The organism is Planktothrix rubescens CCAP 1459/22 (assembly GCA_904830895.1).
Classification (GTDB): domain Bacteria; phylum Cyanobacteriota; class Cyanobacteriia; order Cyanobacteriales; family Microcoleaceae; genus Planktothrix; species Planktothrix agardhii.
Window position 1 is genome coordinate 4795977 of record LR882958.1, and the last position, 24113, is coordinate 4820089.

Annotated in this window: 22 protein-coding genes; 13 read left to right on the forward strand and 9 right to left on the reverse strand. The window is 41.1% G+C overall.

Annotated features, from left to right (window positions below; genetic code table 11):
- Window positions 1–235: 235 nt before the first annotated feature.
- Window positions 236–1354 (forward strand): hypothetical protein, encoded by a 1119-nt coding sequence (locus NMG86_RS21720; RefSeq protein ID WP_026796487.1) that lies wholly within the window; start codon window positions 236–238, stop codon window positions 1352–1354.
- 425 nt (window positions 1355–1779) lie between these two features.
- Here NMG86_RS21720 and tig read toward each other — a convergent pair whose 3' ends face one another.
- Window positions 1780–3177, reverse strand: a complete 1398-nt coding sequence (tig, locus tag NMG86_RS21725) for a trigger factor (protein WP_026796488.1) — start codon at window positions 3175–3177, stop codon at window positions 1780–1782.
- A gap of 319 nt (window positions 3178–3496) precedes the next feature.
- On the opposite strand from tig, the gene NMG86_RS21730 reads away from it, so the two are divergent.
- From NMG86_RS21730 to NMG86_RS21745, 4 genes are all read left to right on the forward strand, one after another.
- Window positions 3497–4525, forward strand: coding sequence for an aspartate-semialdehyde dehydrogenase (locus tag NMG86_RS21730; RefSeq protein WP_026796489.1), 1029 nt, complete (start codon window positions 3497–3499; stop codon window positions 4523–4525).
- Window positions 4526–4577: 52 nt separating this feature from the next.
- A complete protein-coding gene (dapA, locus tag NMG86_RS21735) occupies window positions 4578–5465 on the forward strand; it encodes a 4-hydroxy-tetrahydrodipicolinate synthase (protein WP_026796490.1) in 888 nt (295 codons plus the stop codon).
- A 204-nt stretch (window positions 5466–5669) separates the two neighbouring features.
- Window positions 5670–7454: a ribonuclease J gene (locus NMG86_RS21740; protein ID WP_026796491.1), complete on the forward strand. Its 1785-nt coding sequence runs from the start codon at window positions 5670–5672 to the stop codon at window positions 7452–7454.
- 210 nt (window positions 7455–7664) lie between these two features.
- Window positions 7665–8624 carry a M48 family metallopeptidase gene (locus NMG86_RS21745; RefSeq protein ID WP_026795513.1) on the forward strand — a complete coding sequence of 320 codons (960 nt, stop codon included), beginning with the start codon at window positions 7665–7667 and terminating at the stop codon, window positions 8622–8624.
- On the opposite strand, the gene NMG86_RS21750 is transcribed toward NMG86_RS21745, so the two are convergent.
- Window positions 8617–9264, reverse strand: a complete 648-nt coding sequence (locus NMG86_RS21750; RefSeq protein ID WP_043937730.1) for a ParA family protein — start codon at window positions 9262–9264, stop codon at window positions 8617–8619. The genes NMG86_RS21745 and NMG86_RS21750 overlap by 8 nt on opposite strands.
- Window positions 9265–9812: 548 nt before the next feature.
- Here NMG86_RS21750 and NMG86_RS21755 point away from each other — a divergent pair.
- Complete coding sequence (locus tag NMG86_RS21755) at window positions 9813–11402, forward strand: glucose-6-phosphate isomerase (RefSeq protein WP_026796492.1); 1590 nt, start codon at window positions 9813–9815, stop codon at window positions 11400–11402.
- Window positions 11403–11549: 147 nt separating this feature from the next.
- Entirely contained in the window at window positions 11550–12218 is a 669-nt protein-coding gene (locus NMG86_RS21760; RefSeq protein ID WP_026787655.1) for a response regulator transcription factor, read from the forward strand.
- 22 nt (window positions 12219–12240) lie between these two features.
- Here NMG86_RS21760 and NMG86_RS21765 read toward each other — a convergent pair whose 3' ends face one another.
- Window positions 12241–13449: a glycoside hydrolase family 10-like protein gene (locus tag NMG86_RS21765; protein WP_081694407.1), complete on the reverse strand. Its 1209-nt coding sequence runs from the start codon at window positions 13447–13449 to the stop codon at window positions 12241–12243.
- 100 nt (window positions 13450–13549) lie between these two features.
- Between NMG86_RS21765 and NMG86_RS21770 the strand changes: the two genes are divergently transcribed.
- The 4 genes from NMG86_RS21770 to NMG86_RS21785 all read left to right on the forward strand — a co-directional run bounded on the left by NMG86_RS21770 (window position 13550) and on the right by NMG86_RS21785 (window position 17628).
- Entirely contained in the window at window positions 13550–14944 is a 1395-nt protein-coding gene (locus tag NMG86_RS21770; protein WP_052338565.1) for a calcium-binding protein, read from the forward strand.
- Window positions 14945–15044: 100 nt separating this feature from the next.
- Window positions 15045–15527, forward strand: coding sequence for a 2-amino-4-hydroxy-6-hydroxymethyldihydropteridine diphosphokinase (folK, locus tag NMG86_RS21775; protein ID WP_026796494.1), 483 nt, complete (start codon window positions 15045–15047; stop codon window positions 15525–15527).
- A 31-nt stretch (window positions 15528–15558) separates the two neighbouring features.
- Window positions 15559–16113 carry an NUDIX hydrolase gene (locus NMG86_RS21780; RefSeq protein ID WP_026796495.1) on the forward strand — a complete coding sequence of 185 codons (555 nt, stop codon included), beginning with the start codon at window positions 15559–15561 and terminating at the stop codon, window positions 16111–16113.
- Between the two features lie 72 nt (window positions 16114–16185).
- Window positions 16186–17628 (forward strand): FAD-binding domain-containing protein, encoded by a 1443-nt coding sequence (locus NMG86_RS21785; RefSeq protein ID WP_026796496.1) that lies wholly within the window; start codon window positions 16186–16188, stop codon window positions 17626–17628.
- A gap of 201 nt (window positions 17629–17829) precedes the next feature.
- On the opposite strand, the gene NMG86_RS21790 is transcribed toward NMG86_RS21785, so the two are convergent.
- Complete coding sequence (locus NMG86_RS21790; RefSeq protein ID WP_026796497.1) at window positions 17830–19485, reverse strand: alpha-amylase family glycosyl hydrolase; 1656 nt, start codon at window positions 19483–19485, stop codon at window positions 17830–17832.
- Between the two features lie 267 nt (window positions 19486–19752).
- Window positions 19753–19890 carry a hypothetical protein gene (locus tag NMG86_RS21795; RefSeq protein WP_158442131.1) on the reverse strand — a complete coding sequence of 46 codons (138 nt, stop codon included), beginning with the start codon at window positions 19888–19890 and terminating at the stop codon, window positions 19753–19755.
- Window positions 19891–19975: 85 nt separating this feature from the next.
- Between NMG86_RS21795 and NMG86_RS21800 the strand changes: the two genes are divergently transcribed.
- Window positions 19976–20143 (forward strand): DUF3616 domain-containing protein, encoded by a 168-nt coding sequence (locus tag NMG86_RS21800; protein ID WP_144018136.1) that lies wholly within the window; start codon window positions 19976–19978, stop codon window positions 20141–20143.
- 456 nt (window positions 20144–20599) lie between these two features.
- Here NMG86_RS21800 and NMG86_RS21805 read toward each other — a convergent pair whose 3' ends face one another.
- On the reverse strand, window positions 20600–21547 hold the full coding sequence (locus tag NMG86_RS21805) for an NAD(P)H-dependent glycerol-3-phosphate dehydrogenase (protein WP_026796498.1): 948 nt from the start codon (window positions 21545–21547) through the stop codon (window positions 20600–20602).
- A gap of 36 nt (window positions 21548–21583) precedes the next feature.
- Window positions 21584–22321, reverse strand: coding sequence for an HAD-IIB family hydrolase (locus NMG86_RS21810; protein ID WP_026796499.1), 738 nt, complete (start codon window positions 22319–22321; stop codon window positions 21584–21586).
- 92 nt (window positions 22322–22413) lie between these two features.
- On the opposite strand from NMG86_RS21810, the gene NMG86_RS21815 reads away from it, so the two are divergent.
- Window positions 22414–23031 carry a LysE family translocator gene (locus tag NMG86_RS21815; protein WP_026796500.1) on the forward strand — a complete coding sequence of 206 codons (618 nt, stop codon included), beginning with the start codon at window positions 22414–22416 and terminating at the stop codon, window positions 23029–23031.
- Between the two features lie 21 nt (window positions 23032–23052).
- On the opposite strand, the gene NMG86_RS21820 is transcribed toward NMG86_RS21815, so the two are convergent.
- Window positions 23053–23406 (reverse strand): slr1659 superfamily regulator, encoded by a 354-nt coding sequence (locus NMG86_RS21820; protein ID WP_026787665.1) that lies wholly within the window; start codon window positions 23404–23406, stop codon window positions 23053–23055.
- A 38-nt stretch (window positions 23407–23444) separates the two neighbouring features.
- A complete protein-coding gene (locus NMG86_RS21825; protein ID WP_026787666.1) occupies window positions 23445–24038 on the reverse strand; it encodes a slr1658 family protein in 594 nt (197 codons plus the stop codon).
- Window positions 24039–24113 lie beyond the last annotated feature (75 nt).

Sequence of the window (24113 nt, forward strand, 5' to 3'; positions counted from 1 at the left end):
GTTATCAGTAATTAGTAATCAGTTATCAGTAATTAGTAATCAGTTATCATTGTAAGAGTAATCAGTTATCATTGTAAGAGTAATCGGTAATTAGATATTTTTTACCCTAAGTTGCCCGCATCTCATACTGGTAAGGCTTTTGACCGGCTTGTCACCCTGTCAGGCAATTCGTTCCTACAAAAATGCCTTGTGTTTCTGAACAAAAGGCGACAAATACTCAATCTTAAACCGTATTATGGAAACCAAAAGATTATTCAAGTTTAGTTGGATGGTTATGGCTTTGGCAGTATTGTCAAGTCCCCTGACTGCTCAATCTCAAGCCGAAGCACTGCCCGCAGGAGTTCCTGGGGCACGATGTGGAACCCTGTCCAATCCAACTATTGGAACGCTGTGTTACACAGTTACTCCAGGTGGCGGTAAGGTTAATGCGGGCGGGAGCCCCAAAAACTTTCCAGAAGTTATTATTCAGGCAACAGAACCAGAGTACGTTATTGCGGAGGTAATCCTTGAAATCATTAGTGTTGCTGGTGACAGAAACTTGCCAAGCGTAAGTCAACTTTCAGCAGGGGGACAGGCATCTGTTGTCACTAAAGCTACAGAGAAGTTGCGAGAGCTAAAGCAAACCAGAGCTGAGATTCAAGCAAAAGCAACAGTACTTTCTGGTCCAGCACTAATTGAGGCACAAGCAAAACTTAGCACTCTTCAAGAAGAGGAACGGATCTTTGAAAATACTGTAACATCAGTTACAGCAGCAGGGCAAGATGCGGGTAAGATTAAAGTTAGTGGTGCCTCGGCAAGATCTCGAAGTTGCGGATGGGCAAATACTGACACTTGTGGCTCGTGGGTTGAGTATAACATTTATGTAGTCAAGCGGTATATAGGAGATCCCATTGCTGCCTACAACAGGGCATTTGCAGTTGCCAATGATGCTAAAAATACAATTACTCGGTTAGTTGAAGAAAACCAAAGACAGAGTGTACAACCTAGCAGTCCTGCTTGCGTTTCTGTTGATTCAAAAAATGGATGGCAAACTTTCAATTTACCGGGTCAGTTTAGTCGTATAGTCGGTATCACAGGAGCTTGGACAATATTACAGGGAAATCATAGTTTTGTAGGTGCGAGTGGATATGCAGGAGAAGAAGCAAACATATTAGCGCCTTATAATGACAATAAAGCAGATCGAAATTCACCATTTGGTGCCTTGCTCGTTCAACTTCCCAATAGTGGTAATCAATGGATAAGTTCACCCCAAAGCTTGAATCAACCGATCAGCCAAATTGCTATGAGAATTAATGATGCTGATGGGGGTTTGGGTGATAATAGCGGAGCTCTTCAAGTATGCTTTGGTAACTAACGTGAAGCTCCAACGAAAAAGTCCCTGATTATGAGTTGTACGCTATCGAATGAAAGCTAAATTAAAAGTATAGGTTGGGATTGATTCATTGCATCAATCCCAACCCTTTTCTTCTTCTGGTTAATTTGGCTGATTTCTTAAAATAGAGCTAATAGAAAGCAAGGGAAAAGTTCATGTAGATAAAGCCGGATTTGATAAAGGAATTTAAAACCGTCAGAGAATGCGTGGATGGTGCCTTGATAAATCGTCCTAACGTATGCGCGTAGCGCTATAGCACATCTTTTTAAGATTTTCAGGGGAATTTATTCCCCTGAGTCGTGTTTCCTCTGGTGGTCTGAAGCCTGCCCTCGCAAAGACGGGAGACGCGCCCGTTTCCACACTCCCATCTTTATTCTTGAGTTAGATTGGCTTAATAGTCCCGCAGATTATTCTTCTTCGGTACTATCAATTTCCTCATCGTCTTCATCGTCTTCATAGTCTTCATCGTCTTCTTCAGGGGTTAAAGTCCCTTCGGGAACTAACTCAATCGTTGAGTTTTCTTCCAGCCAGGTGAAGGTTTTTTGTTGAACTAAATCTTCCGTAACAAAAGCGAGTAACCTTTGAGGATCAACATCTTGACCCTTGAGTTCGGCAAGAACTTTTGTAGCTTCAGCCTTAATTTCTTCCTCGGTGACGGTCAAAGATTCTAGTTTAGCCACTTCCTTCAGGGCCAAAGAACGTTTCAAAGCGTCAATCGCCTCTGGACGAGCTTGTTCCCGTAGCCGAGGTACCATTTCCCCCGTGAATAACCGTTTAACATCTAACCCCATCTTGCTCAACTGCATCACCTGTTCGGTAATCAGTCGGTCAACTTCTTGACGAATCAGGGTTTCAGGTAAATCGACTTCAATAGTTTCCGCCAAAGCTTCGACTAAAGCTTTGTGTTTATTGGCTCTAGTTTGATCATCCTTTTCCCCTTGAAAGCGCTTTTCCAAAGATTCCCGCAGTTCTGCCAAAGTGGAAAACTCACTGACTTCTTCGGCAAAATCATCATCTAACTCAGGAAGTTCTTTTTCCTTAATTTCATTGACAGTAATTGTAAAAGTGGCATCTTTCCCAGCCACATCCTTATCCCCATATTGATCGGGAAACTTTAGGTTTAAGGTTTTGGTTTCCCCCGAATTCATGCCCACAATGCCATCAACAAAACCAGGGATAAACCGACCTTCCTCTAAATCTACTTGGAAATTATCACCCTTAGCACCCGGAATTTCTTCAGGTTCGTCCGTTTCCGACTCTTGGGTAAAATACCCTTTAAAATCAACAAACGCCACATCCCCTAATTGGGCGGGTCTAGCTTCAACCGGAATTAAGGTAGCTCTTTTTTCCTGTTCCTGTTTTAATACCTGTTCTACCTGTTCGGGGTCAAACTTAACTTCTTCGGCTTGGACAGTTAAGCCCTTATATTCACCGAGTTGAACTTCGGGTTCCACATCCACAACCACTTTAATCGTCAGGGTTTGTCCGGGTTCAAATTGCTGAATCAGTTGATCAATATCGCCTTGGGGCTCAAAGTTGCCAATCGCCGGAATCTTCTCCTGTTCGACAGCTTTGGGTAAATACTGGTTCATCAAATCATCCAACGCAGCCGCCTTAATTCGTTCCTGACCCAAGCGCTGAACCAAAACGTGGCGAGGCACTTTGCCTTTGCGGAACCCAGGAATATTCACCGAACGGCTCATCTTCCGAACAACTTGCTCATAAGCATTTTTAGACATTTCAGGGGTAATCTCAATGTCTAATCCAATTTGACTTGCGGGAAGTTTTTCCTGGGTTACTTTCATAAAAAATCGTGATATTCTGAATTCAACACCCCCAACACATTTAACTCGCGGGGGAACCATAATCACCGGATTAGCAAGTTAAAATTGCTAATGTCGGTTTATGTAATCAAATAGTGATCGTAACTGATTATGCGCCCTTGTGTGACCATTTATTAGATTTTGTTAGATTTTGGTCGGAATCGGAACGGCCAAACTATAATAGATAAGGGAGATTAAGCCCCTACCCAAACGATTAATAATTATTAACCCAAAAGTTTTACGCCCTATAAAAATTTAGATTTATTAAAAATACTATTTTTTGATCACGGAGGTTACAATTTTGTCAAATTCTTATCGAGTTGCCATTCTAGGGGCAACGGGTGCGGTCGGGGCGGAGTTAATCGAACTCCTGGAAAGTCGAAATTTTCCAGTGGGGGAGTTAAAGTTATTGGCTTCTCCCCGTTCGGCGGGAACCTCCTTAACCTTTAGGGGGGAAAACTTGCCCGTTGAGGCGGTGTCGGAAACCAGCTTCGATCATGTTGATATTGTGTTGGCATCGGCTGGAGGAGCAACCTCTAAGCTTTGGGCATCAAAAATAGTCGCGGCCGGGGCGGTGATGATTGATAACTCCAGTGCCTTCCGCATGAACCCCGATGTCCCGTTAGTCGTCCCGGAAGTTAACCCAGAGGCTCTTAACCACCATAAGGGGATTATTGCTAACCCCAACTGCACCACGATTTTAATGACGGTGGCAGTTTGGCCATTATATCAGGTACAACCGATTCGCCGGATGGTTGTTGCTACCTATCAATCGGCAAGTGGGGCCGGGGCTAGGGCTATGGAAGAAGTGAAGCAACAGACTTTAGCCATTTTGCAAGGAGAAACACCCAAAACCGAGATTTTTCCCTATCCCTTGGCCTTTAATCTTTTCCCTCACAACACACCGATTAATGAATTGGGTTATTGTGAAGAAGAAATGAAAATGATTAATGAAACCCGCAAAATTTTTGGGGTCAGTGATCTGATGATTTCTGCAACTTGTGTGCGGGTTCCCGTGTTACGCGCCCATTCAGAAGCGGTTAACTTAGAATTCGAGCAACCCTTGAGTGTAGAAAAAGCCCGGCATATCCTCAGCACCGCCCCCGGAGTGGAACTGGTGGATGATCCCAAAGCCAACTATTTCCCCATGCCGATTGATGCGAGTGGACGTGATCCGGTGTTAGTAGGTCGGATTCGTCAGGATTTGTCCCATCCCTGTGGGTTAGAATTGTGGCTCTGTGGTGATCAAATTCGCAAGGGTGCAGCATTAAACGCGGTGCAAATTGCTGAATTGTTAGTGGAAAAACAACTTTTAGGTTTACGGCGTTGAGGTTTTAACCATGACAAACGCAGGAAACACCGATAACTGATATTAAAGACAAATGGTAAGTTTTGGACGAGTCATAACGGCTATGGTAACGCCGTTTCACGAAGACGGTAGTGTGAATTATGCAGTGGCGGAAAAGTTGGCCGCCCATCTGGTGAGCACCGGAAGCGATGCCGTAGTTGTGTGCGGAACTACGGGGGAATCTCCGACCTTGACTTGGGATGAAGAATACGAGTTATTTCAAGTCGTGCAGAAGGCGGTGTCAGGCAAGGCTAAGGTGATCGCTGGAACAGGATCGAATTGTACTCAAGAGGCGATCAATGCCACCCAAAAAGCAGCTAAACTGGGATTAGACGGCACATTACAGGTTGTCCCGTATTACAATAAACCCCCCCAGGAGGGTTTGTATCGGCATTTCCAAGCGATCGCCCAGGCCTGTCCCGATTTGCCAATTATGCTTTACAATGTACCCGGACGCACAGGACAAAATCTCCTCCCAGAAACGGTAGCGCGTTTGGCGGAGATTGAAAATATTGTGGGGATTAAGGAAGCCAGTGGCAATTTAGATCAAGTCAGCCAAGTTCGACGGTTGACACCTTCGGAATTTTCGATCTACTCTGGAGATGATTCTCTGACCTTGCCCATGTTAGCCGTTGGCAGTTCCGGGGTGGTCAGCGTCGCCAGTCATCTAGTGGGAACGCAACTCCAACAGATGATTCAAGCCTTTGAAGCGGGTCAAATACAAGTAGCAACTGACATCCATATCCGGTTATTAGGGTTGTTTAAAGCCTTGTTTGTCACCACCAACCCGATTCCGTTGAAAGTGGCACTTAACTTGCTAGGCTGGAATGTGGGATCGACCCGTTTGCCTTTGTGTGACCCAACGGCTGAAGTGACAAACGCATTGAAGGACGTGCTGAGTCAATTAAATCTAGTTAAGTAGGATCTCGGCACAGTTTTCTAGGCTTTGTGAAAACTAAATATCCACTCCTGATTGACAGAATTTTCAAAATAATTAGGATAATTCTGGAAATTCTATCAACTCTTAAATTTTGCCTTGATTATTTCAATTGTCAACCCCTAACAAAAAAGGATCAGCATGATTAAAAACAGCAACACTCCCGTGATTAGAAAAAAAAGCTCAACCATGGCTACCCCCACTTCAACTCCGGTATTTAGTTCCGGTTCTCTGAAAATTATTCCTTTAGGGGGATTACATGAAATCGGAAAAAACACTTGCATCTTTGAATATGAAGATGAAATTGTGATTTTAGATGCGGGTTTAGCGTTTCCAACTGATGGAATGCACGGCGTTAATATTGTTTTACCCGATGTTACCTATCTGCGGGAAAATAAAGAAAAAATCAAGGGGATGATTGTTACCCATGGTCATGAAGATCATATTGGAGGAATTGCTTTTCACCTCAAACAATTTGATATTCCGGTAATTTATGGCCCTCGGTTAGCGATGGCATTATTACAAGGAAAATTAGAAGAAGCCGCCGTTGCCGATCGCACGGAATTACGCTCAGTTCGTCCCCGGGAAATGGTCAGAATTGGGAAATATTTCCTAGTAGAATATATTCGCAATACCCACTCCATTGCTGATAGTTTTACCGTCGCCATTACTACTCCTGTGGGTGTGGTAATTCATACGGGAGATTTTAAAATTGATCATACTCCTGTAGATGGAGAATTTTTTGATTTCCAACGGTTAGCCGAATACGGAGAAAAAGGGGTTCACTGTCTATTAAGTGACTCTACAAATGCCGAAATTCCAGGGTTTACCCCTTCGGAAAGTTCCGTTTATCCCAACTTGGAGCGAGTTTTTGCCCAAGCTCAGGGTCGGATTTTAGTCACAACTTTTGCTTCCTCTGTTCACCGTCTAAATATTATTTTAGATATTGCTCAAAAGCAGGGAAGGTTGGTATCGGTGGTGGGTCGCTCCATGTTAAATGTGATTGCCCACGCTCGGACATTAGGATATATCAAATGTGAAGATCGGATATTTGTGCCCCTGAATGCAATTAGTGGGATTCCTAATGATAAATTACTGATTTTAACCACCGGATCTCAAGGTGAACCTTTATCGGCATTGACGCGAATTGCCAACGGCGATCATCGTCAAATTAATATTAAGCAAGGCGATACCGTGGTCTTTTCAGCTAACCCGATCCCTGGGAATACAATTGCAGTGGTGAACACCATTGATAAATTGATGATCCAGGGAGCAAATGTGATTTATGGACGGGACAAAGGGATTCACGTTTCCGGTCATGGATGTCAAGAAGATCAGAAGTTAATGTTAGCTTTAACTCGTCCGAAATTCTTTGTTCCTGTGCATGGAGAACACCGGATGTTAGTTCAACACCAAAAGACGGCCCAAAGTATGGGGATTCCAGCAGAAAATATGGTGTTAATTGATAACGGTTTTGTGGTGGAATTAACTAAAGAATCAATCCGAATTGCGGGTAAAGTTCAAGCCGGAATTGAACCTGTGGATGCCTCTCGCTCTGGGGTGGTTAAAGATGAAACCATGAAGGAACGGCGTCAGTTAGCCGAAGAAGGGATAGTTACAATGGCCGTAGCTGTGGGAACCGATGGTAAATTATTGGCACGGCCTGAGATTCATTTAAAAGGGGTTGTCAATAGTGTTAATCAGGCTTCTTTACAAGAACAATTAACCCAAACTATTGAGACGGTTTTAAGTGAACGTTGGACAGAATTTGCCCGCACTTTTGACTCAGAAATTAAAGAAGTGGATTGGGAAGGGTTAAAAGTTCAAGTCGAACGTTCAATCCAGCGTGTCCTGCGCCGTGAAATTGCTAGTAATCCTTTGTTGGTTTTATTAGTTCAAATTCCCGACGAAGAACCTGCTACAAAACTAACAGGTCGTCGTCGTCCTCGCAGCACCGCAAGAGTGGCTTCTTAGGGTAAAAAACGGTTTAGAAACCCGGCGACTTTCCTCTCGTTCCATCTTCCAGGTTCCACCTGGGAATGCGAACAGGGAGGCTCTGGCTCCGTTTGATTCAACAGCAGACGGAGCCTGCACTTCAGATGACTTCATTATTAGAATATCCAAAAGGTCGTAAGCCCTTGGGGGTTTTCAACATTGTATTAACATGACCTGTAAATTATTATTATGCCAACTTACACCGGAATTTCTAGCGAAGCCTTTCGTCATCCCCTGGATAAAGAAGCAGAAGTTGCTTTAAGAAGTGTTCCAGGCTTTGATTTAATCGCCAGTAAATTTGTTGAATTTATCTATGAACGTCCTCAATATGTTTACTTAATGGGAAATGCTCTCCAAGTAGGGCCCAGACAATATGCTAGTATTTATCATGTTTTTCGCGAATGTGTGAGGGATTTAGATATCTTTCCCGAACCGGGTTTATTTGTCTCTCAAAATCCCCAAGTTAATAGTTATGCTCTCGGACAGGAACACCCCTATATTATTTTGAATACGGGTCTTTTAGACTTAGTAGATGAAGCCGAACTAAGGGTCGTTTTAGCCCATGAATTAGGACATATAAAATGTGGTCATCCGATTTTAAATCAGATGTCAATTTGGGCGATGGGTGTGGCTTCAATGATTGGGGAATTAACTTTTGGGTTAGGAAATTTAGTCAATAGTGGCTTAATTTATGCCTTTTATGAATGGCGAAGAAAAGCCGAATTATCGGCAGACCGAGCGGCATTATTAGTAACGGATGATCTCAAATCCGTGATGAAATCCATGATGCAATTAGCGGGAGTGAGTACAAAATATGCCCATGAATGTAGTTTAGATGAATTTATTCGTCAATCCGAACAATATCGCGATTTAGATCAAGATGGTTTAAATCAAGTCTATAAGTTTTTATTTTATAATGGGGGTCAAGGCATGATGTTAAGTCATCCCTTTCCCGTGGAACGAATTCAATATTTAAAAGAGTGGAATGATTCAGTTGAATATAGTAAAATTCGTTCCGGTAATTATCAACAAGCTACCGCAGAGGGTTCGGTTAATGTGAAAGCCGAAAAATCTCAAGATGAAGTCGATGATTTGCGCCGACAAATTGAGGAGTTACAGAATCAAATTAATCAAATTAAGTTTAAATAATTTTGTTTTCTGTTAAACTCCTCAATAATTCCACCGCTACCCGTCGATAATCCGAAGCGGCTTCCCTGGAATTATGACTTTTGGCTTGAATAATTGGTACCCCTTCCAATGGACAACGTTCATGGGCTTTATAGGCGCGAATAATGTTTTTAAATACCGGAATCCCCGCTTCTTGTAAGGATTTTTGGGCATCAAAAGCATCCCCTAAACTGCGGGGGTCAACTTTAGTCATCAAGACCCGATGGGGAACTTTAGAAGGGGTAATCGCCGATCTGACGGTTTCAATTAAAGCCACTAAATCCATCGGGGCGGCTTGGGTTGGTAATACCAAATAATCGGCTACCTGTATCACGGCTAATAACGCATCGGACTTTAAAGCTGGAGGGGTATCGACCACTACCAATTCATAGTCCTTTACCTGCTTCAATCGAGACAGTAAACTGGGATCAGTCTCGGAAGAATGCTCAAAGGGCATTTCTCCCCCGTTACCCTGTTCAGCCCACCAACAAGCCGAACCCTGGGGGTCTGTATCGACTAAAAGGGTGCTAAAGTTGTGGGCGAGAATGGCGGCCAGGTTAATGGCGGTTGTGGTTTTACCCACTCCCCCTTTTCCATTGGCGATCGCAAGAATTTTGGCCATATTTATAGATCCGGTGGCAAGCACATTTCAGTTTAACGGATCAAGAGACAGCATTGACCAAAAAACGAGACGCAAGCCCCTGGCTTCAGACTCATGGATAAGTCGGTAGGGATTTTTAAATCCTGTGAAACGACTGTGTGGCTTCAGCCACAGTGGTATGATGAAGACAAAGCAAGTAAGAATAACCATCTACGTGTTGAACCATCCTAGTGCGGAGCAATCCCGGCAACGGACATATCCAACTTGATTTGGAATAGTTAAAGGGCGAATAATGGCAGGATGTTGAGCGTACCTAATTGGCGTTGTGATGGACTCGGAAAGCGTTAAAAAAATCAAAAGTAAGCGCAATTACAATACCTCTTGTACTGGTAGTTGTTTTGAGCGTCTAGGGTGTTTTTGCCAGCACCATTGAAACTTCGTTTGTGGAGTCTTCAAGAATCCCCCGGCTTTAGACGCGGGGAGTGTCAACTTTAATTGTTAACCGAAAAAGAGTTAATCTAAACCCATTATACTTTAAGCTAAAAATTAATATAGCGGAATTTAAGACTATGGATGCCACTGCACTCTGGCAACGCTACCAAGATTGGCTATACTACCACGACAGCTTAGGACTGTACCTGGATATTAGTCGGATGGGATTCGACAATGATTTTGTTGCATCCTTATCCCCCAAGTTTGATCAGGCTTTTAAAGCTATGGACGCCTTGGAAAAAGGAGCGATCGCCAACCCCGATGAAAACCGGATGGTCGGCCATTATTGGTTGCGTGACCCCGATCTAGCCCCAACCCAGGATCTCAAGCAAGAAATTGTTGAAACCTTAGAAAAAATAGAAACCTTTACGGCCAAGATTCATCAAGGGGAGATTAAACCGCCAAACGCAGCCCAATTCACTGATATTTTATCCATTGGCATTGGCGGATCGGCTTTGGGGCCTGAATTTGTGGCGGAAGCCCTAGCCCCAGATCACCCAGTCCTGAATATTCATTTTATTGATAACACTGATCCTAGAGGCATCGATCGGGTTTTGGCTAAAATTGGCGATCGCCTCAAAAGTACCCTAGTGCTGGTCATTTCTAAGTCCGGTGGCACTCCAGAACCCCGTAACGGCATGATTGAGGTACGAAATGCCTTTTCTGCCCAAAACTTAAACTTTGCCCAACAAGCCGTGGCTGTTACGGGTGTTGGCAGTAAACTCGATCAACAGGCCCATGCTGAAGGCTGGTTAACCACCTTTCCCATGGCCGATTGGGTGGGGGGACGAACTTCTGAATTATCGGCCGTTGGGCTATTACCTGCGGCCCTACAGGGGATTGAGATTCGGGAAATGTTGGCCGGGGGGAAAGCTATGGATATCGCTACCCGTAAACCGGAGGTAAAAACCAATCCGGCGGCCTTATTAGCCTTAGCTTGGTATTATGCCGGAAATGGTAAGGGCGAAAAAGATATGGTGGTTTTACCCTATAAAGATAGTTTGCTGTTGTTTAGTCGTTATTTACAACAGTTAGTTATGGAATCTTTAGGGAAAGAAAAAGACCTCGATAGTAATATTGTCTATCAAGGAATTGCGGTTTATGGCAATAAAGGATCAACAGATCAACACGCCTATGTTCAACAATTACGCGACGGAGTTCCTAACTTTTTTGCCACCTTTATTGAAGTCTTACAGGATCGATCCTTGCCTTCTATTGAAGTAGAACCTGGTGTAACATCAGGGGATTATTTATCGGGATTTTTACTCGGAACCCGGCAAGCATTGTATGAAAATCATCGGGATTCAATTACCATTACGGTTCCAGAAGTTAACCCCGAAATTGTTGGCGCGTTAATTGCTTTGTATGAGCGGGCGGTGGGTTTATATGCGTCTTTAGTCAATATTAACGCTTACCATCAACCGGGGGTTGAAGCCGGGAAAAAAGCAGCCGCAGAGGTTCTGGAATTACAACATAAAATTATTCAAGTCCTCCAAGATGCAGGTAAAGCTCTATCTCTGGAAACCCTGGCTCAAAAGGCGGGAGTCCCCGATCAAATTGAAGCCATTTATAAAATTCTGCGACATTTAGCTACCAATCAACGAGGGGTGTTATTAGTAGGAAATCCAGGAAAACCAGCATCCTTAATGGCAAGTATTCACTGGTAACTGCTGATTTTCAATTATTAATTGTTGAGGTATTGATGTATTGATTATTAGCGAGCGAGGACGCTCGCACCGCTTACTCCCCTACTCCCCCTGCTCCCCCTGCCCCCCTACCTCCCCTGCCCCTGCTCCCCCTGACCCTCTGCCCCTATGCCTCTAACAATTCTAGTTGTTGATGATGATTTAGGGACTCGCCTCTCGATTAGTGATTACTTGGACATTTCGGGCTATTCGGTAATTGCCGCGGAGAATGGTCGGGAGGCGCTGCACCTAGTGGAGCAATATCAGCCTCACCTGATCGTGACAGATATTGGTATGCCTGAGATGGATGGCTATGAACTGATCAAGAAAGTCCGTGCTCGTCCTGTTTTTCGTCTGCTTCCGGTGATTTTTTTAACCGCCCATACCAGTACCAAAGAACGAATTCGAGGGTATCAACTCGGATGTGATAATTATTTGCCCAAACCCTTTGAGTTAGAGGAGTTGGGGGTCGTGATCCGGGCTTTATTAGAGCGATCGCAATTAATTGAGTCGGAATGGCGAGTCCGTCTATCTGATCCGGTTGCGGATTTCCCTGATGGGGATTTAGATCCTGTAGCAAGGAGGTTACAACCCGCTTTAAAGATTAGTCTAACCGAACGAGAGCATCAAGTCCTAGAGTTGTTATCCGAAGGACTCTCTAATATTGCCATTGGCGATCACTTACACCTAAGTCCCAGAACTGTTGAGAAATATGTGAGTAGTTTATTAAGGAAAACAGATAGTAATAATCGTACAGAGTTAATCCGATTTGCTCTAAAAAATAATTTGATTTTTTGATAGGGTAGTCGCAAAATCTATTTTAATCAGGTTTGACAGAAGTGGGGAATAAATGTTTTAGTTTTTGTTGACGTTGTTGTTCAGATTCCTCTGACCAATTCCATAAACTTTCATAGAAAAAGAAAGATACCCCAGCAAATTTACGTTTGCGGATTTCTGCTATTTGTTGTTCTATAATATTCATCGGAGTTGAACGATTTTTTAACCCGCTTAAAATTCCAATGGCTACGGGAATATGATTTTTTGCCAAGGTGACTTCTGAACGTTCTAACTCCGTGATAAATCGGTTTAAATCAGGACGATAAATCTGTAAAACCAATTGTTCTATCCATCCTTTTCTTTCCCAAGTAAACCAATCTTGTAGGTAAGCAGGTAAGGAAAAATGTAGAGGATTTGGGGATAAAGATACAATACAATTGGGTTTAATTGATTTGATGGTTTCAAAGGTTTTTTTCATGAATTGATTAATTTTATCGGCTCTCCATCTGACCCAATAGGTTTCATAAAAATCAGGAGAAGGAGATTGTCCATTATGTTCCTTTTGATATAATTTAATGGTATGATCATCATAGCCAAATTCCGCAGGTAAACCGAAATGATCATCAAATTGAATCCCATCAATATTATAATTTTTAACAACTTCAGCAATTAAATCTAAAATAAATTGTTGAACTTCAGGATGGAAAGGATTTAACCAAACCCGTTCTTCAACTCCTTCTTTTTTAATCAAACTACCGTCTTGTTTTCGAGTGAGCCAACTTGGATGTTTTTTAACTAATTCTGAACTAGCAGGGGCCATAAACCCAAATTCAAACCAGGGAATAACAGTAAAATTCTGTTGATGTCCTTGAGTCACGATTTCCTGTAAAACATCTCTTTTTTTCAATCCCGGGTTAGGATCAATTGCAACTCCAAACACTCTTTGAGCAACGGGACTGGGGTATAAGGTATAACCTCCTTGCCAAATAGTCGGATATATGGTATTAAAATTTAAGGATTTTAAGCGTTGTAATCCAGAAGTTAAATGCTGGGAAGAATATAAAATATCACTATCAACATTAGTTAACCAAACCCCCCGAATTTCAGGGGAATGGGGTAGACCCTGACTCCAAGATTGTTGAAAATTAATGAATAAAAAAAGAGCGATCGCCAGGAAAAAACGAACGGAAACTTTTAAAATATTTATATTGAAAAAAAGTCGAATCGAGCTTTGAAAATATTTAAAAAACATGAATAAATAGAAAATTAATCAAAAAAAATTTTACAAGTTGTTCAACTTATGAGATATATAAGTATTAAGCTAATCTTAACCGAGAACCGAGGTTAATTCTATGAATGAATTCCAAGCCCACCGTATTCGAGAAAATAATAGCACAAATATTGTATTTAATCTGTTAAACTCTAGTCCTTCCTTTCATAATCAACCTGAAGTTACCATCAGCTTTAACCCAAAGGTCGAAATTCTCTCTCCAATTCCCCAAGGTAGGGAGGGCACTGGTGATATTCTTGAACCTCCTACCCCTGTTATTCCTCAACCTCAGCCCCCCGTAACTCCCCCAATTCCCACCCTTCCCCCTTCACCTCCCCCCACACCCACGACACCACCGACACCAACAACTCCTACTCCCACACCGACAACTCCTACTCCCACACCGACAACTCCCACACCGACAACTCCTACTCCCACAGGCCCTATAACGCCAACAACTCCTACCCCGACAACTCCCACACCAACTCCGATCACGTCCTCTTTGGTTCAGGGAAGCGAGGGAAATGATACCTTGTTAGGAACTGATAGACCGGATTTAGTCGCTGGTTTAGGGGGGGATGACCTGATTTCAGGATTTACCGGAGATGATTCTCTGAATGGGAATGCAGGTAATGATATTCTCTATGGCGGTCAAAATAACGATACCCTGGTCGGAGAAGGGGGAAATGACCTACTACAAGGAAATAAAGGTGATGATTTAATCAATGGAGGCGCGGATAACGATACCTTATATGGGGGGATTAATAATGACAGCCTATTAGGTGAGGATGGTCGAGATCTAATTATAGGTGATAAAGGTGACGATAGTATGAATGGGGGACTGCGTAGCGATACCCTTTATGGCGGCGAGGATAATGACACCATACTCGGAGCAGAGGATGATGATTTTATCTATGGTGGTCAGGGGGAAGATTCCCTTGTAGGGGGTCTAGGGAATGATTTTCTCCAAGGGGATAAGCAAAGTGATCAAATCAATGGTGGTAAAGGTGATGATAGCCTTTATGGAGGTCAAGTCGATGATACCCTGATTGGCGGTGCTGGCAATGATTTTGTCAGTGGTGATAAAGGAAATGATGTTTTGACTGGGGTTGACCCGAATTCTCAACCGGCGGGATTTGTGGAAATTGATACTTTAAGCGGAGGAGTGGGGAATGATACCTTTGTTTTGGGAGACGGAACTCAAACCTATTATGTTAATGGGGCAGGAAGTATCATTGGATTTGTGGATTATGCGCTGATTGTTAATTTTAATCCCACCGAAGATGTGATTCTTTTAGGCCCTGGTAATTATCTACCAGCCCCCGCCCCGGAAAATTTACCCCAAGGAACAGCGATATATTTATTAACTGGAAAAGAGACAGAATTGATTGCAATTCTTGATGGTATCACTGATTTTAAATTTGATACTAATATTGGTCAACCAGGTAGTCCGATTCAATTTGCTGGAGGAAGTTAATCAGTGTAGAGACGTGCCATGGCGCGTCTCTATCAGTATTTCAGTCTATTACCAATTACCCATTACCCATTACCCATTACTATTCCCTCTATTTAAAACCATGAAGTATAGCCCCGTTGCGATCGCATTTGGTAGTAATTTGGGAGACTCTAAAACAACAGTTAAAACCGCATTAACTCTCCTAAATCAGCATCCCCAGATCCAAGTTAAATCCTGTTCGAGTTGGTATCAAACCGCTCCTGTTGGCCCTCCACAGCCGGATTATATTAATGGTTGTGCTATTCTGGAAGTTCAACTCAAACCTGATAGTCTATTAGAAATACTATTAGCTATTGAAATCCAACTGGGGCGGGTGCGACGAGAACCTTGGGGGCCAAGAACCCTTGACCTAGATGTACTTTTGTTTGATAATTTAATCTGGGAAACACCGACCTTACAAATTCCCCATCCCCGGATGAGAGAACGGGCGTTTGTATTAATTCCTCTGGCGGAAATCGCCCCGAATTGGATTGATCCGGTGACACAAAAAACTGTCTTTCAACTCCTAGAAACCGTTGATTGTTCAGGAATTCAAAAACTTTAATTTTTTTAACCCTAATTACTCTTAAAATATTATGACAAAACCCGGATCGGAACCCCCAACTATTTTACAAAATCGTCTGTTTTATCAAGGACGAAAGTTTAGTTTTGATGTCAATACTTTACGTCTTCCTAATGGAGTAGAAGGGGACTGGGAATGTATTCGTCATCCCGGGGGGGCGTTAGTTATTCCCGTGACTTCAGAAAGTAAATTAGTCTTAGTCAAACAATATCGGTTTGCGGTCGCCGGACGAACTTTAGAATTTCCCGCCGGAACAATTGAACCAAATGAAGATCCCGCCGAAACTGTTAAGCGAGAAATCGAAGAAGAAACCGGATATCGCGCCCATCGCTGGCAAAAATTAGGACAATTTATATTAGCACCCGGTTATTGTGATGAAATTATTTATGCGTTTTTAGCCCAAGATTTAGAAAAATTAGAAACGCCCCCGCAACAGGATGAGGATGAGGATATTGAGACGGTTTTAATGACTCCAAAAGAACTAGAACAAGCAATTTTAGATGGTGAACCTGTAGATGCTAAAACTATTTCTAGTTTTCTATTAGCTAAACCATTTTTAAATATTTAATCTTCAATCCTAATTATTAATTTTAATTAAAATAGGATAAAATAAAGAGAGTTTATATACTGAAATCCAATCATGTCTGAAGATTTAATTTTATTTTGGCATCGACGAGATCTAAGAATTGATGATAATTTAGGACTGTTCAATGCTTGTGAATATAGTTCTAAAGTGGTCGGTTTATTTTGCTTAGATCCCAATATTTTAAACCGAGATGATATTGCTCCAGTCCGGGTTCACTATATGATTGGTTGTTTAGACTATCTACAGAAACAATATCAAAAACTAGGAAGTCAATTATTAATATTAGAGGGAAAACCTCAAGAAATAATTCCTAAATTAGCCAGGGAATTAAAAGCGAAAGCTGTTTACTTTAATTTAGATATTGAACCATTGGCTAGAGAACGCGATCGCATCGTTTCAGAAGCATTAAATTCGATGGGAATTATTACAAAAACGACTTGGGATCAGTTATTTCACCCCCCGGATCAAATTTTTACCCAATCTCAAGAACCCTATAAAGTTTATACTCCTTTTTGGCGTAATTTTAATCTTAAACCGAAAGCTAAACCAAAACCTCCCCTCTCTCCCAGCTTAATTAGTTTAACTGAATCCGAACAGGAATTAGCCGAAAAAATCGGCGTTATTCCCTTACCTTCCGCCCCAAAATTAGGCTTTATTTGGGAAAATTCCTTAATCTTGGAACCTGGAGAAATAGCCGCCCAAGAACGCCTAGAGGAATTTTGCGATCGCGCTTTATATGAATATGACGAACAGCGTAATTTTCCCGCCATTGATGGCACATCTCAACTGAGTGCAGCCTTGAAATTTGGGGTAATTAGTATTAGAAAAGTCTGGGAAAAAACCCTCGAAGCGATAGAAACTTGTCGCAGTGATGAAGCCCGAAAGCAAATTCAATCTTGGCAACAGGAATTGGCTTGGCGGGAATTTTATCAACACGCTTTATATCATTTTCCCGAATTAGAATTAGGCCCCTATCGAGAACCATTTAAAACCTTTCCTTGGCATAATAATGAACAACATTTTCAAGCCTGGTGCGAAGGAAAAACAGGTTATCCAATTGTTGATGCCGCCATGCGACAATTAAATGAAAGTGGCTGGATGCACAACCGATGTCGGATGATTGTGGCTAATTTTTTAACCAAGGATTTAATTATTAATTGGCAATGGGGAGAAAAATACTTTATGCAAACCCTAATAGATGGAGATTTAGCTGCTAATAATGGGGGATGGCAATGGAGTGCGTCCAGTGGAATGGATACTAAACCATTAAGAATTTTTAACCCCGCCAGTCAAACCCAAAAATTCGATCCCGAAGCCGAATATATTCGCCAATGGTTGCCAGAATTAAGAAGTTTAGAAATAGAACAATTAGTCACTGGAAAGATATCAACTCGCGATCGCAAATCCTGCGGTTATCCCGAACCTATTGTCGATCATAATCAACAACAACGTCTGTTTAAACAACTCTATCAAGCCCAAAAAATTGAGCAGAGTTAGGTGCTATAGCAGGGAACGCCGGATCTGGGAACAGCCCCCCCAAACCCCCCGTACACGGGGGGCTAGGGGGGGAGGGAACAGGGGGGAAAATACTTCACCGTCTGGGTTCCAAGATCCATCTGGTATCCTAACTGCCTTGGCGGTTGCTATATAAACTATTAATGGGTAAGAGAGGATGTGGGCAAATCATTACCCTCCTGTTTATCCTTTCCAAACAAAAACTTTAGCCTCATATTCAGGTAAATCGATCATAATATTATCATCTCCCGATTGAATATCATAATTACTTGTCCACTCATGCCAAGTTCCATTGGCTGGGAAGTGAGAAACTTGATAACCTGCAAAATAATTGTCAGAGAAATTCACAACCACCACAATCCGAGAACCTTGATCATTCCATCGGGTATAAGCTAAAACTTTATTATCAGGATCTTCATGGAAAAAATCAATATTGCCACTATATAAAGCATGATTAGTTTCCCGTAGAAAAATCAAGCCTTTATAATGTTCAAATAAACTCTGATTACTGTCATTTTTCAGTAATTTCCAATCCAGTTTAGCAGATTCAAAGGTTTTGGGTTTATATTCTCCAAATTCTTCTCCCATCCAAATCATCGGAATACCTACGGCCGTGATTAATAATGCCGCCCCTAATTTCACTCGTTTAAACACTTCATCATCAAAAATTCCCCGATTTCCTAATTCCACGATTAAGCGATTATGATCATGATTACCCAAATAATTTACAATATTATTCGGCCCCATAAACCCTTGACGTTTACCATCTAAAATGTCTTTAAGTTGTTCTAAATCAAAGGTATCGCCACATAAATGATCCGTGAGAGTATGATAAAAACTATCATGCCAACAGCCATCCATCGGCCCATCACTGTTGGTAATAGTGGGGGTTTCCGGCACATATTCAGCCACATTATAAAAGGGTTTTACCCCAGCTTCCTGTTTAGCTTCCTGCACGACCCAAGCCATAAAATCATAGTTGCCAATTTGCTTGGCTCCATCATAACGAATACCATCAATATGATATTCTTTAGTCCAAAATCTTACCGTATCCCCAATAAATTTCCGAGCCGGATAAGTGCCTAATTTTTCATCATAGTGTTCATAATTAAATTCTGGGCCCCAGTTATATTCCGTATCTTGCTGGCTATGGTGATACCAATAATCATGATCAATTTGAGTTAAAGGACAGGATGCTTCGGAATGGTTATAAACCCCATCAATTAACACTCGAATTCCTCGCCCGTGACATTCATCAATCAGGTTTTTTAATTGTTCCGTTGTGCCGTAACTAGACTCGGACGCGAAGAAATAGCGAGGATTATATCCCCAACTATGATCCCCTGGATGTTCTTTAACAGGCATTAATTCAATCGCATTTATCCCTAATTCATACAAATAATCTAACTTTTCCATAACGTGTTGATATTTACCCCGGGAATGGATATCATCTTCTCCTCCCGAAAAATCCCCGACGTGCATTTCATAAATCACTAATTTATGATCGGGGGGTAAGGGTTTGTCATCATTTTTCCAAACATAAGTATCAACAATTTTTTCCCCATCTTTAATCCTAATTATGCCGTTTTGAGTCGCATCATCAATATCCGTGGCGTAGGGGTCAACAACTTCTATCCACTCATCGGGTTCTAAAAACCAACTTTTTGAACGGACTCGAAATTTGTATTGATAGATTTCGTCTTCTAACTCAACTTGAGTCCGAAAATAACCCTTGTCATCCTTTTGCATCGGAATATCTTTCCAGTTAGAAAAATTTCCGATTAAAGCTACTTCTTTGTTATAAGGAGCGAAAAGATAAAATTCAATTAAATTAGACATTTTTTATTGATAAAGCTATTTGTACTCCCGATTATATAGAAAAGCATTTCATAAATCATCTATCAAAAGAATGAGACACAATTTCTGAGTTATTCATATAAGTAATTGCACAAAATAAATTACCTAGTTGAGAGAGGGAACACCGGAACAACCCCCCGTGCACGGCAGGGTTTTTTCATTTTCAAAAATGCGATCGCTATATTCAAAAAAAATTGATGATTTTTTCGGTCAAATTCTCTCTAGTTTCTATCAAATAATTTGGAAATATTAAACATGAACGATTTTGATATTTATTGATAACAAAAGATAGCCATTATTTTTATTAAAATTCACATCTTTGACCCAATGTACTTGATTTTCAATTAACCAATGTGCTTTAATTTTTTCTGCAAATGTTTCGTCCATGACTAACATCTTTTTCTTCATATACTGTTAAAGGTTTTTCTGTTTTTGCTTATAAGTAATATTGCTAGTTAGCAGTGCCAAAATAATGATAGTCAACACTACCCATAAAGCAGACGGATTAGAACTTTTTAATAGTTTAGGACAACCCGGTTTATTAGTGGTGTATGATTCGCCAAATCCTACGCGAATTTTATCTGAGCGGGAAGTGTTTGCAGATATTTTCCATTTGTCCCACTATAGCGCTACGCACTAGGGAACACCGGAACACCGGAACACCGGATCAGTAAGCAGTGAATGAGTTTCAGGATTTAGAAGTGTCCTAACTTTAATGCGTAGCGCTATAGACTCCGACAAAATAACCCCCAAAAAATAATAGAGAGTCACAATCGATAACTCGATTGAATTGACTCTCTGTTTCCACCAGACTAACCAGAGGGAATAAAGGATTGCACCCAGTACGCTTATCAATATAGGGGACTCTCCTCTAGTCGTGCCTCTATCTATAGATAGAGATTAGCAGAAAAATCTTTAACAATCAAACGGTGTCTGGTTTGACCGGAATCTTGAGGGGAGTCAGGACTTACGCAGAATACCCAATTATACACCATCTGTAGGGGCTAACGGCCGTTCGCCCCTACTAGATATGGTTGTTTTGCGTAAGTCCTGGGAGTGCTGGGTCTGATACCTAATTGGTTTCTTCCTTCACCTTCTAACGATAAAATTCGGGTTTTAAATCCCTTTCCATTAAGGCTTCTACGGCTTTTTGGGGGGTGATTTGATGATTTAAAAGCTGATAAACTTGCCAGGAAATTGGTATGGGAATCTGTTCCCGATGGGCAATTTCAATTAAAACATTAGTAGTATTTACACCTTCAGCCGTACTTCCTAATTCCGTTAATACTTGTTCTAAGGTTTTGCCTTTTGCTAATCCATAACCTACCCGATAATTACGGCTTAAAGCGCTATTACAAGTGGTTAACATATCCCCCAAACCGGATAATCCAAAAAACGTTTCTGTTTTCCCCCCTAAATGGGTTCCAATTCTAATAATTTCGGTTAAGGCGCGAGTTAATAATGCCGATTTAGCATTAGTTCCTAACTGTAACCCATCGCAAACCCCCGCCGCGATCGCAATTACATTTTTTAGGGTTCCTCCTAATTCTGTTCCCATCGGATCGAAACTGGTATAAACCCGAAAGCGATTAGAAGCAAATACCTGTTGCACAATCTTTGCCGCCTCTAAATCTTCACTCGCTACCACCGTGGCGGCGGGTAAACCCTGTTCAATTTCTGCGGATAAATTCGGCCCAGATAAAACTACAATTGGATGGTCAGAAAACCCCATTCCCCAAAGTTGGGAAGGAGTTAGGGTACTATCAGGATCTAAACCTTTTGTAGCGGTGACAATCGGGATTTTATCGGGTAATTTTAGGGTTTGCAGTTGTTCGATGGTGACGGCAACTCCTCTCATTGAAATTGCAGAAACTAAGACATCAATGGAGTCAATACTTTCGGCTAAGGAATTATCTAAACGCCGTGACCACAAATGGACGGTATGACCATTATAACGAGCTAATTGGGCGAGGGCTGAACCCCAAGCCCCCGCACCTAAAATGGCTAAAGTTAAGGGTTCATTTGATACTGAGGAGTCAGACATAATAGTAGAATCTTGAATCATAAAGCCCATCAGATTTTAGAAGGTTTGATTATAATATTGAATTCCATCAAAAATTCCTGTAACTCCAGGGAAATTACTATAATAAACATTTTTTAAAGGTTTGATTTTATCGAGTAATTTTAATTCGGAGTTTCCTACCGCAATACTTTTAAGTCCGGTTTCAAATAAGGGTAAATCATTTAAGGAATCCCCAGATGTAATCACTTGATGGGAAGCAATTTTTAAGTAATTCATTAGTTTTAGCAACGTTGAACCTTTAGCAATACCTTTGGGCAAAATATCTAAATATTTATCCGCCGAGGTAATACAATCAAATCCGGCATCTTGAATTTTTTTAATGATTCGATCTTGATTTTGATCGGGTTTATAATAATAGGAAACTCGATATTTAGGGGATAGGGGTTGTAGGATTAATTTCGGTTCATCGACTAATATTTTGGTAGCAAATTCGCTAGAATTTCCCCAAATATCGGCAATCCAATTTTGGACTTGGGCAACGGGTGTTAAGGTTTTTCCCTCATAAACGGTTGTTCCTACATCCCCAATAATATAATCAGGTCTGGGAATGATTAGGTTTTTTTCTTCGTATAAACGCAAGGTCAATTCTAAACTACGACCTGTGACAAAAATTAATAATAAGCGATCGCGTTTTGACTGCAAATAGTTATAAAATTTCTGTCGTTCCTGTAGAGAACCCCCTAAAAATGTCCCATCTAAATCCGTTGCTAAAACTAAAGTGTTATGGGTGATCATGGTTCCGTTTTGAGTTATGCTGAGTTTACCTCCTGATCATATAGTAGTAAGCCCTTTAGGGCTATCTAAGTCCTTTTGTCCTTAAATTGATTATGGATATCAGTTTTTTAGCTAAGGGTTTAATCATTGGTTTTTCCATTGCCGCCCCCGTTGGGCCCATCGGGATTTTGTGTATTCGTCGTTGTTTGTCTCAAGGGTATTGGGCGGGATTTTTTACCGGATTGGGGGCCGCTACTGCTGATGCTTTATATGGCTTTATTGCGGGATTTGGATTGACCATCATTTCTAATTATTTGGTGAGTCAACAAATGGGATTAAAACTGATGGGTGGATTATTTTTATGTTATTTGGGATTTAAAATAGCCTTAGAAAAACCAACAGAAGAAGTGGCAAAAACATCGAAAAAAATGATAAGTGCTTACGCTTCAACCTTTTTTCTAACAATTACCAATCCCATCACTATTTTATCATTTATTGCTATTTTTGCTGGATTGGGTTTAGGCATAACAAACAATTATTGGGATGCGGGAATCCTGGTTTTAGGAGTCTTTTTAGGATCGGGATTATGGTGGTTAATTTTAGTCAGTGGGGTTAGTTTATTTCAAGATAGAATTAACACTCATATTTTACAATGGATTAACCGGATTTCAGGAATTATAATTATTGGGTTTGGTTTAGCTGCATTATTAAGCCTGATGATAGGAGATTAAGTTATATAGGAATAATAGAAACTATTCAACTTTTAACTCTAAACTAGGTAAAAATTTCTTTAAATTCTGTAAAGATTTATCTTGCCAAGCCACTTCTTTAGATCCTAAAATAATTAATTGAATATTGGGTCTTTTGCGTAATCCCATGACAAATTTTGACAACAAACTAATCCCCGAACTATTAAGAAAAGATAGACTTCTCAAATTCAGCGTCATGATTGTAGGTTCCGTGGCGGTTACTTCTTCAAGTAAGTCTTTAATCGGTTTATATTCAACTGGCCCACCTAAACTGAGTTCTCCTTGAAAACAAATGGTTACGGATTCAGGATCGTATTGAACGATATGGTCTTCACCTTTAATTTCTTGTATTACCATGTTTTCTACCTCTATCTGATTCTGTAAATACATTAATTCTACACGGTTACTTGAGCCATTGTGGTCACTAAAACTAGAGTCACTTGATTGGAAATCGATTCAAATTTCCAACCCAGTTGAGCTTGATAATCATTAATCATCGTCAGTAAACCCAAACCGGAAGTATTATCACTGTCATCTTCTACACTCCGTTCAACTTGATGAAAATACAACTCATTGGGATCTTGATGCAATAATTCTTGAATAAAATCCTGAAACTTTTTTGCTCCTTCTAAATTAATTGAATTTGTGGCAAAAATAGCGGCGGTGACCGTATGTTCAGCTTCAATAAAGTGAATGCCAAATTTGATTTTAGATTTTACACTTTCATCATTAAATTTCATGGCATTTTCTAATAACTCATTGGCGACATAACTCACCGCTCCTTTACCCTCTTGAATCCTTTTTTCCCGGCTAGGGTTATCGGCATCCAAAGGTAAAAATGATGAGAAGTAATCAGCAACAAAATGGGCTGATAATCGATTATTGCGCCAGCGCTGTTTAATCGGTCGGGATGTGGGAGTAAAGGTCAACTCTAAAGAATCATGATCGGGAGGAAATTGGTGCAAAAACTCTCCAAAAATTTGGATCATAATAACTTAACCTTTAGTGGAACAAATCAGATTATAAAATAACAACTTCTCTATTATATAGCAATCCTAAATGAT

What these genes read in the sequence shown, in the direction of transcription:
- NMG86_RS21720 (WP_026796487.1), top strand. Translation starts at nt 236, where the DNA reads ATGGAAACCAAAAGATTATTCAAGTTTAGTTGGATGGTTATGGCTTTG.
- tig (WP_026796488.1), bottom strand. Translation starts at nt 3,177, where the DNA reads ATGAAAGTAACCCAGGAAAAACTTCCCGCAAGTCAAATTGGATTAGAC.
- dapA (WP_026796490.1), top strand. Translation starts at nt 4,578, where the DNA reads ATGGTAAGTTTTGGACGAGTCATAACGGCTATGGTAACGCCGTTTCAC.
- NMG86_RS21740 (WP_026796491.1), top strand. Translation starts at nt 5,670, where the DNA reads ATGGCTACCCCCACTTCAACTCCGGTATTTAGTTCCGGTTCTCTGAAA.
- NMG86_RS21745 (WP_026795513.1), top strand. Translation starts at nt 7,665, where the DNA reads ATGCCAACTTACACCGGAATTTCTAGCGAAGCCTTTCGTCATCCCCTG.
- NMG86_RS21750 (WP_043937730.1), bottom strand. Translation starts at nt 9,264, where the DNA reads ATGGCCAAAATTCTTGCGATCGCCAATGGAAAAGGGGGAGTGGGTAAA.
- NMG86_RS21755 (WP_026796492.1), top strand. Translation starts at nt 9,813, where the DNA reads ATGGATGCCACTGCACTCTGGCAACGCTACCAAGATTGGCTATACTAC.
- NMG86_RS21760 (WP_026787655.1), top strand. Translation starts at nt 11,550, where the DNA reads ATGCCTCTAACAATTCTAGTTGTTGATGATGATTTAGGGACTCGCCTC.
- NMG86_RS21765 (WP_081694407.1), bottom strand. Translation starts at nt 13,449, where the DNA reads ATGTTTTTTAAATATTTTCAAAGCTCGATTCGACTTTTTTTCAATATA.
- NMG86_RS21770 (WP_052338565.1), top strand. Translation starts at nt 13,550, where the DNA reads ATGAATGAATTCCAAGCCCACCGTATTCGAGAAAATAATAGCACAAAT.
- folK (WP_026796494.1), top strand. Translation starts at nt 15,045, where the DNA reads ATGAAGTATAGCCCCGTTGCGATCGCATTTGGTAGTAATTTGGGAGAC.
- NMG86_RS21780 (WP_026796495.1), top strand. Translation starts at nt 15,559, where the DNA reads ATGACAAAACCCGGATCGGAACCCCCAACTATTTTACAAAATCGTCTG.
- NMG86_RS21785 (WP_026796496.1), top strand. Translation starts at nt 16,186, where the DNA reads ATGTCTGAAGATTTAATTTTATTTTGGCATCGACGAGATCTAAGAATT.
- NMG86_RS21790 (WP_026796497.1), bottom strand. Translation starts at nt 19,485, where the DNA reads ATGTCTAATTTAATTGAATTTTATCTTTTCGCTCCTTATAACAAAGAA.
- NMG86_RS21795 (WP_158442131.1), bottom strand. Translation starts at nt 19,890, where the DNA reads ATGGACGAAACATTTGCAGAAAAAATTAAAGCACATTGGTTAATTGAA.
- NMG86_RS21800 (WP_144018136.1), top strand. Translation starts at nt 19,976, where the DNA reads ATGATAGTCAACACTACCCATAAAGCAGACGGATTAGAACTTTTTAAT.
- NMG86_RS21805 (WP_026796498.1), bottom strand. Translation starts at nt 21,547, where the DNA reads ATGTCTGACTCCTCAGTATCAAATGAACCCTTAACTTTAGCCATTTTA.
- NMG86_RS21810 (WP_026796499.1), bottom strand. Translation starts at nt 22,321, where the DNA reads ATGATCACCCATAACACTTTAGTTTTAGCAACGGATTTAGATGGGACA.
- NMG86_RS21815 (WP_026796500.1), top strand. Translation starts at nt 22,414, where the DNA reads ATGGATATCAGTTTTTTAGCTAAGGGTTTAATCATTGGTTTTTCCATT.
- NMG86_RS21820 (WP_026787665.1), bottom strand. Translation starts at nt 23,406, where the DNA reads ATGGTAATACAAGAAATTAAAGGTGAAGACCATATCGTTCAATACGAT.
- NMG86_RS21825 (WP_026787666.1), bottom strand. Translation starts at nt 24,038, where the DNA reads ATGATCCAAATTTTTGGAGAGTTTTTGCACCAATTTCCTCCCGATCAT.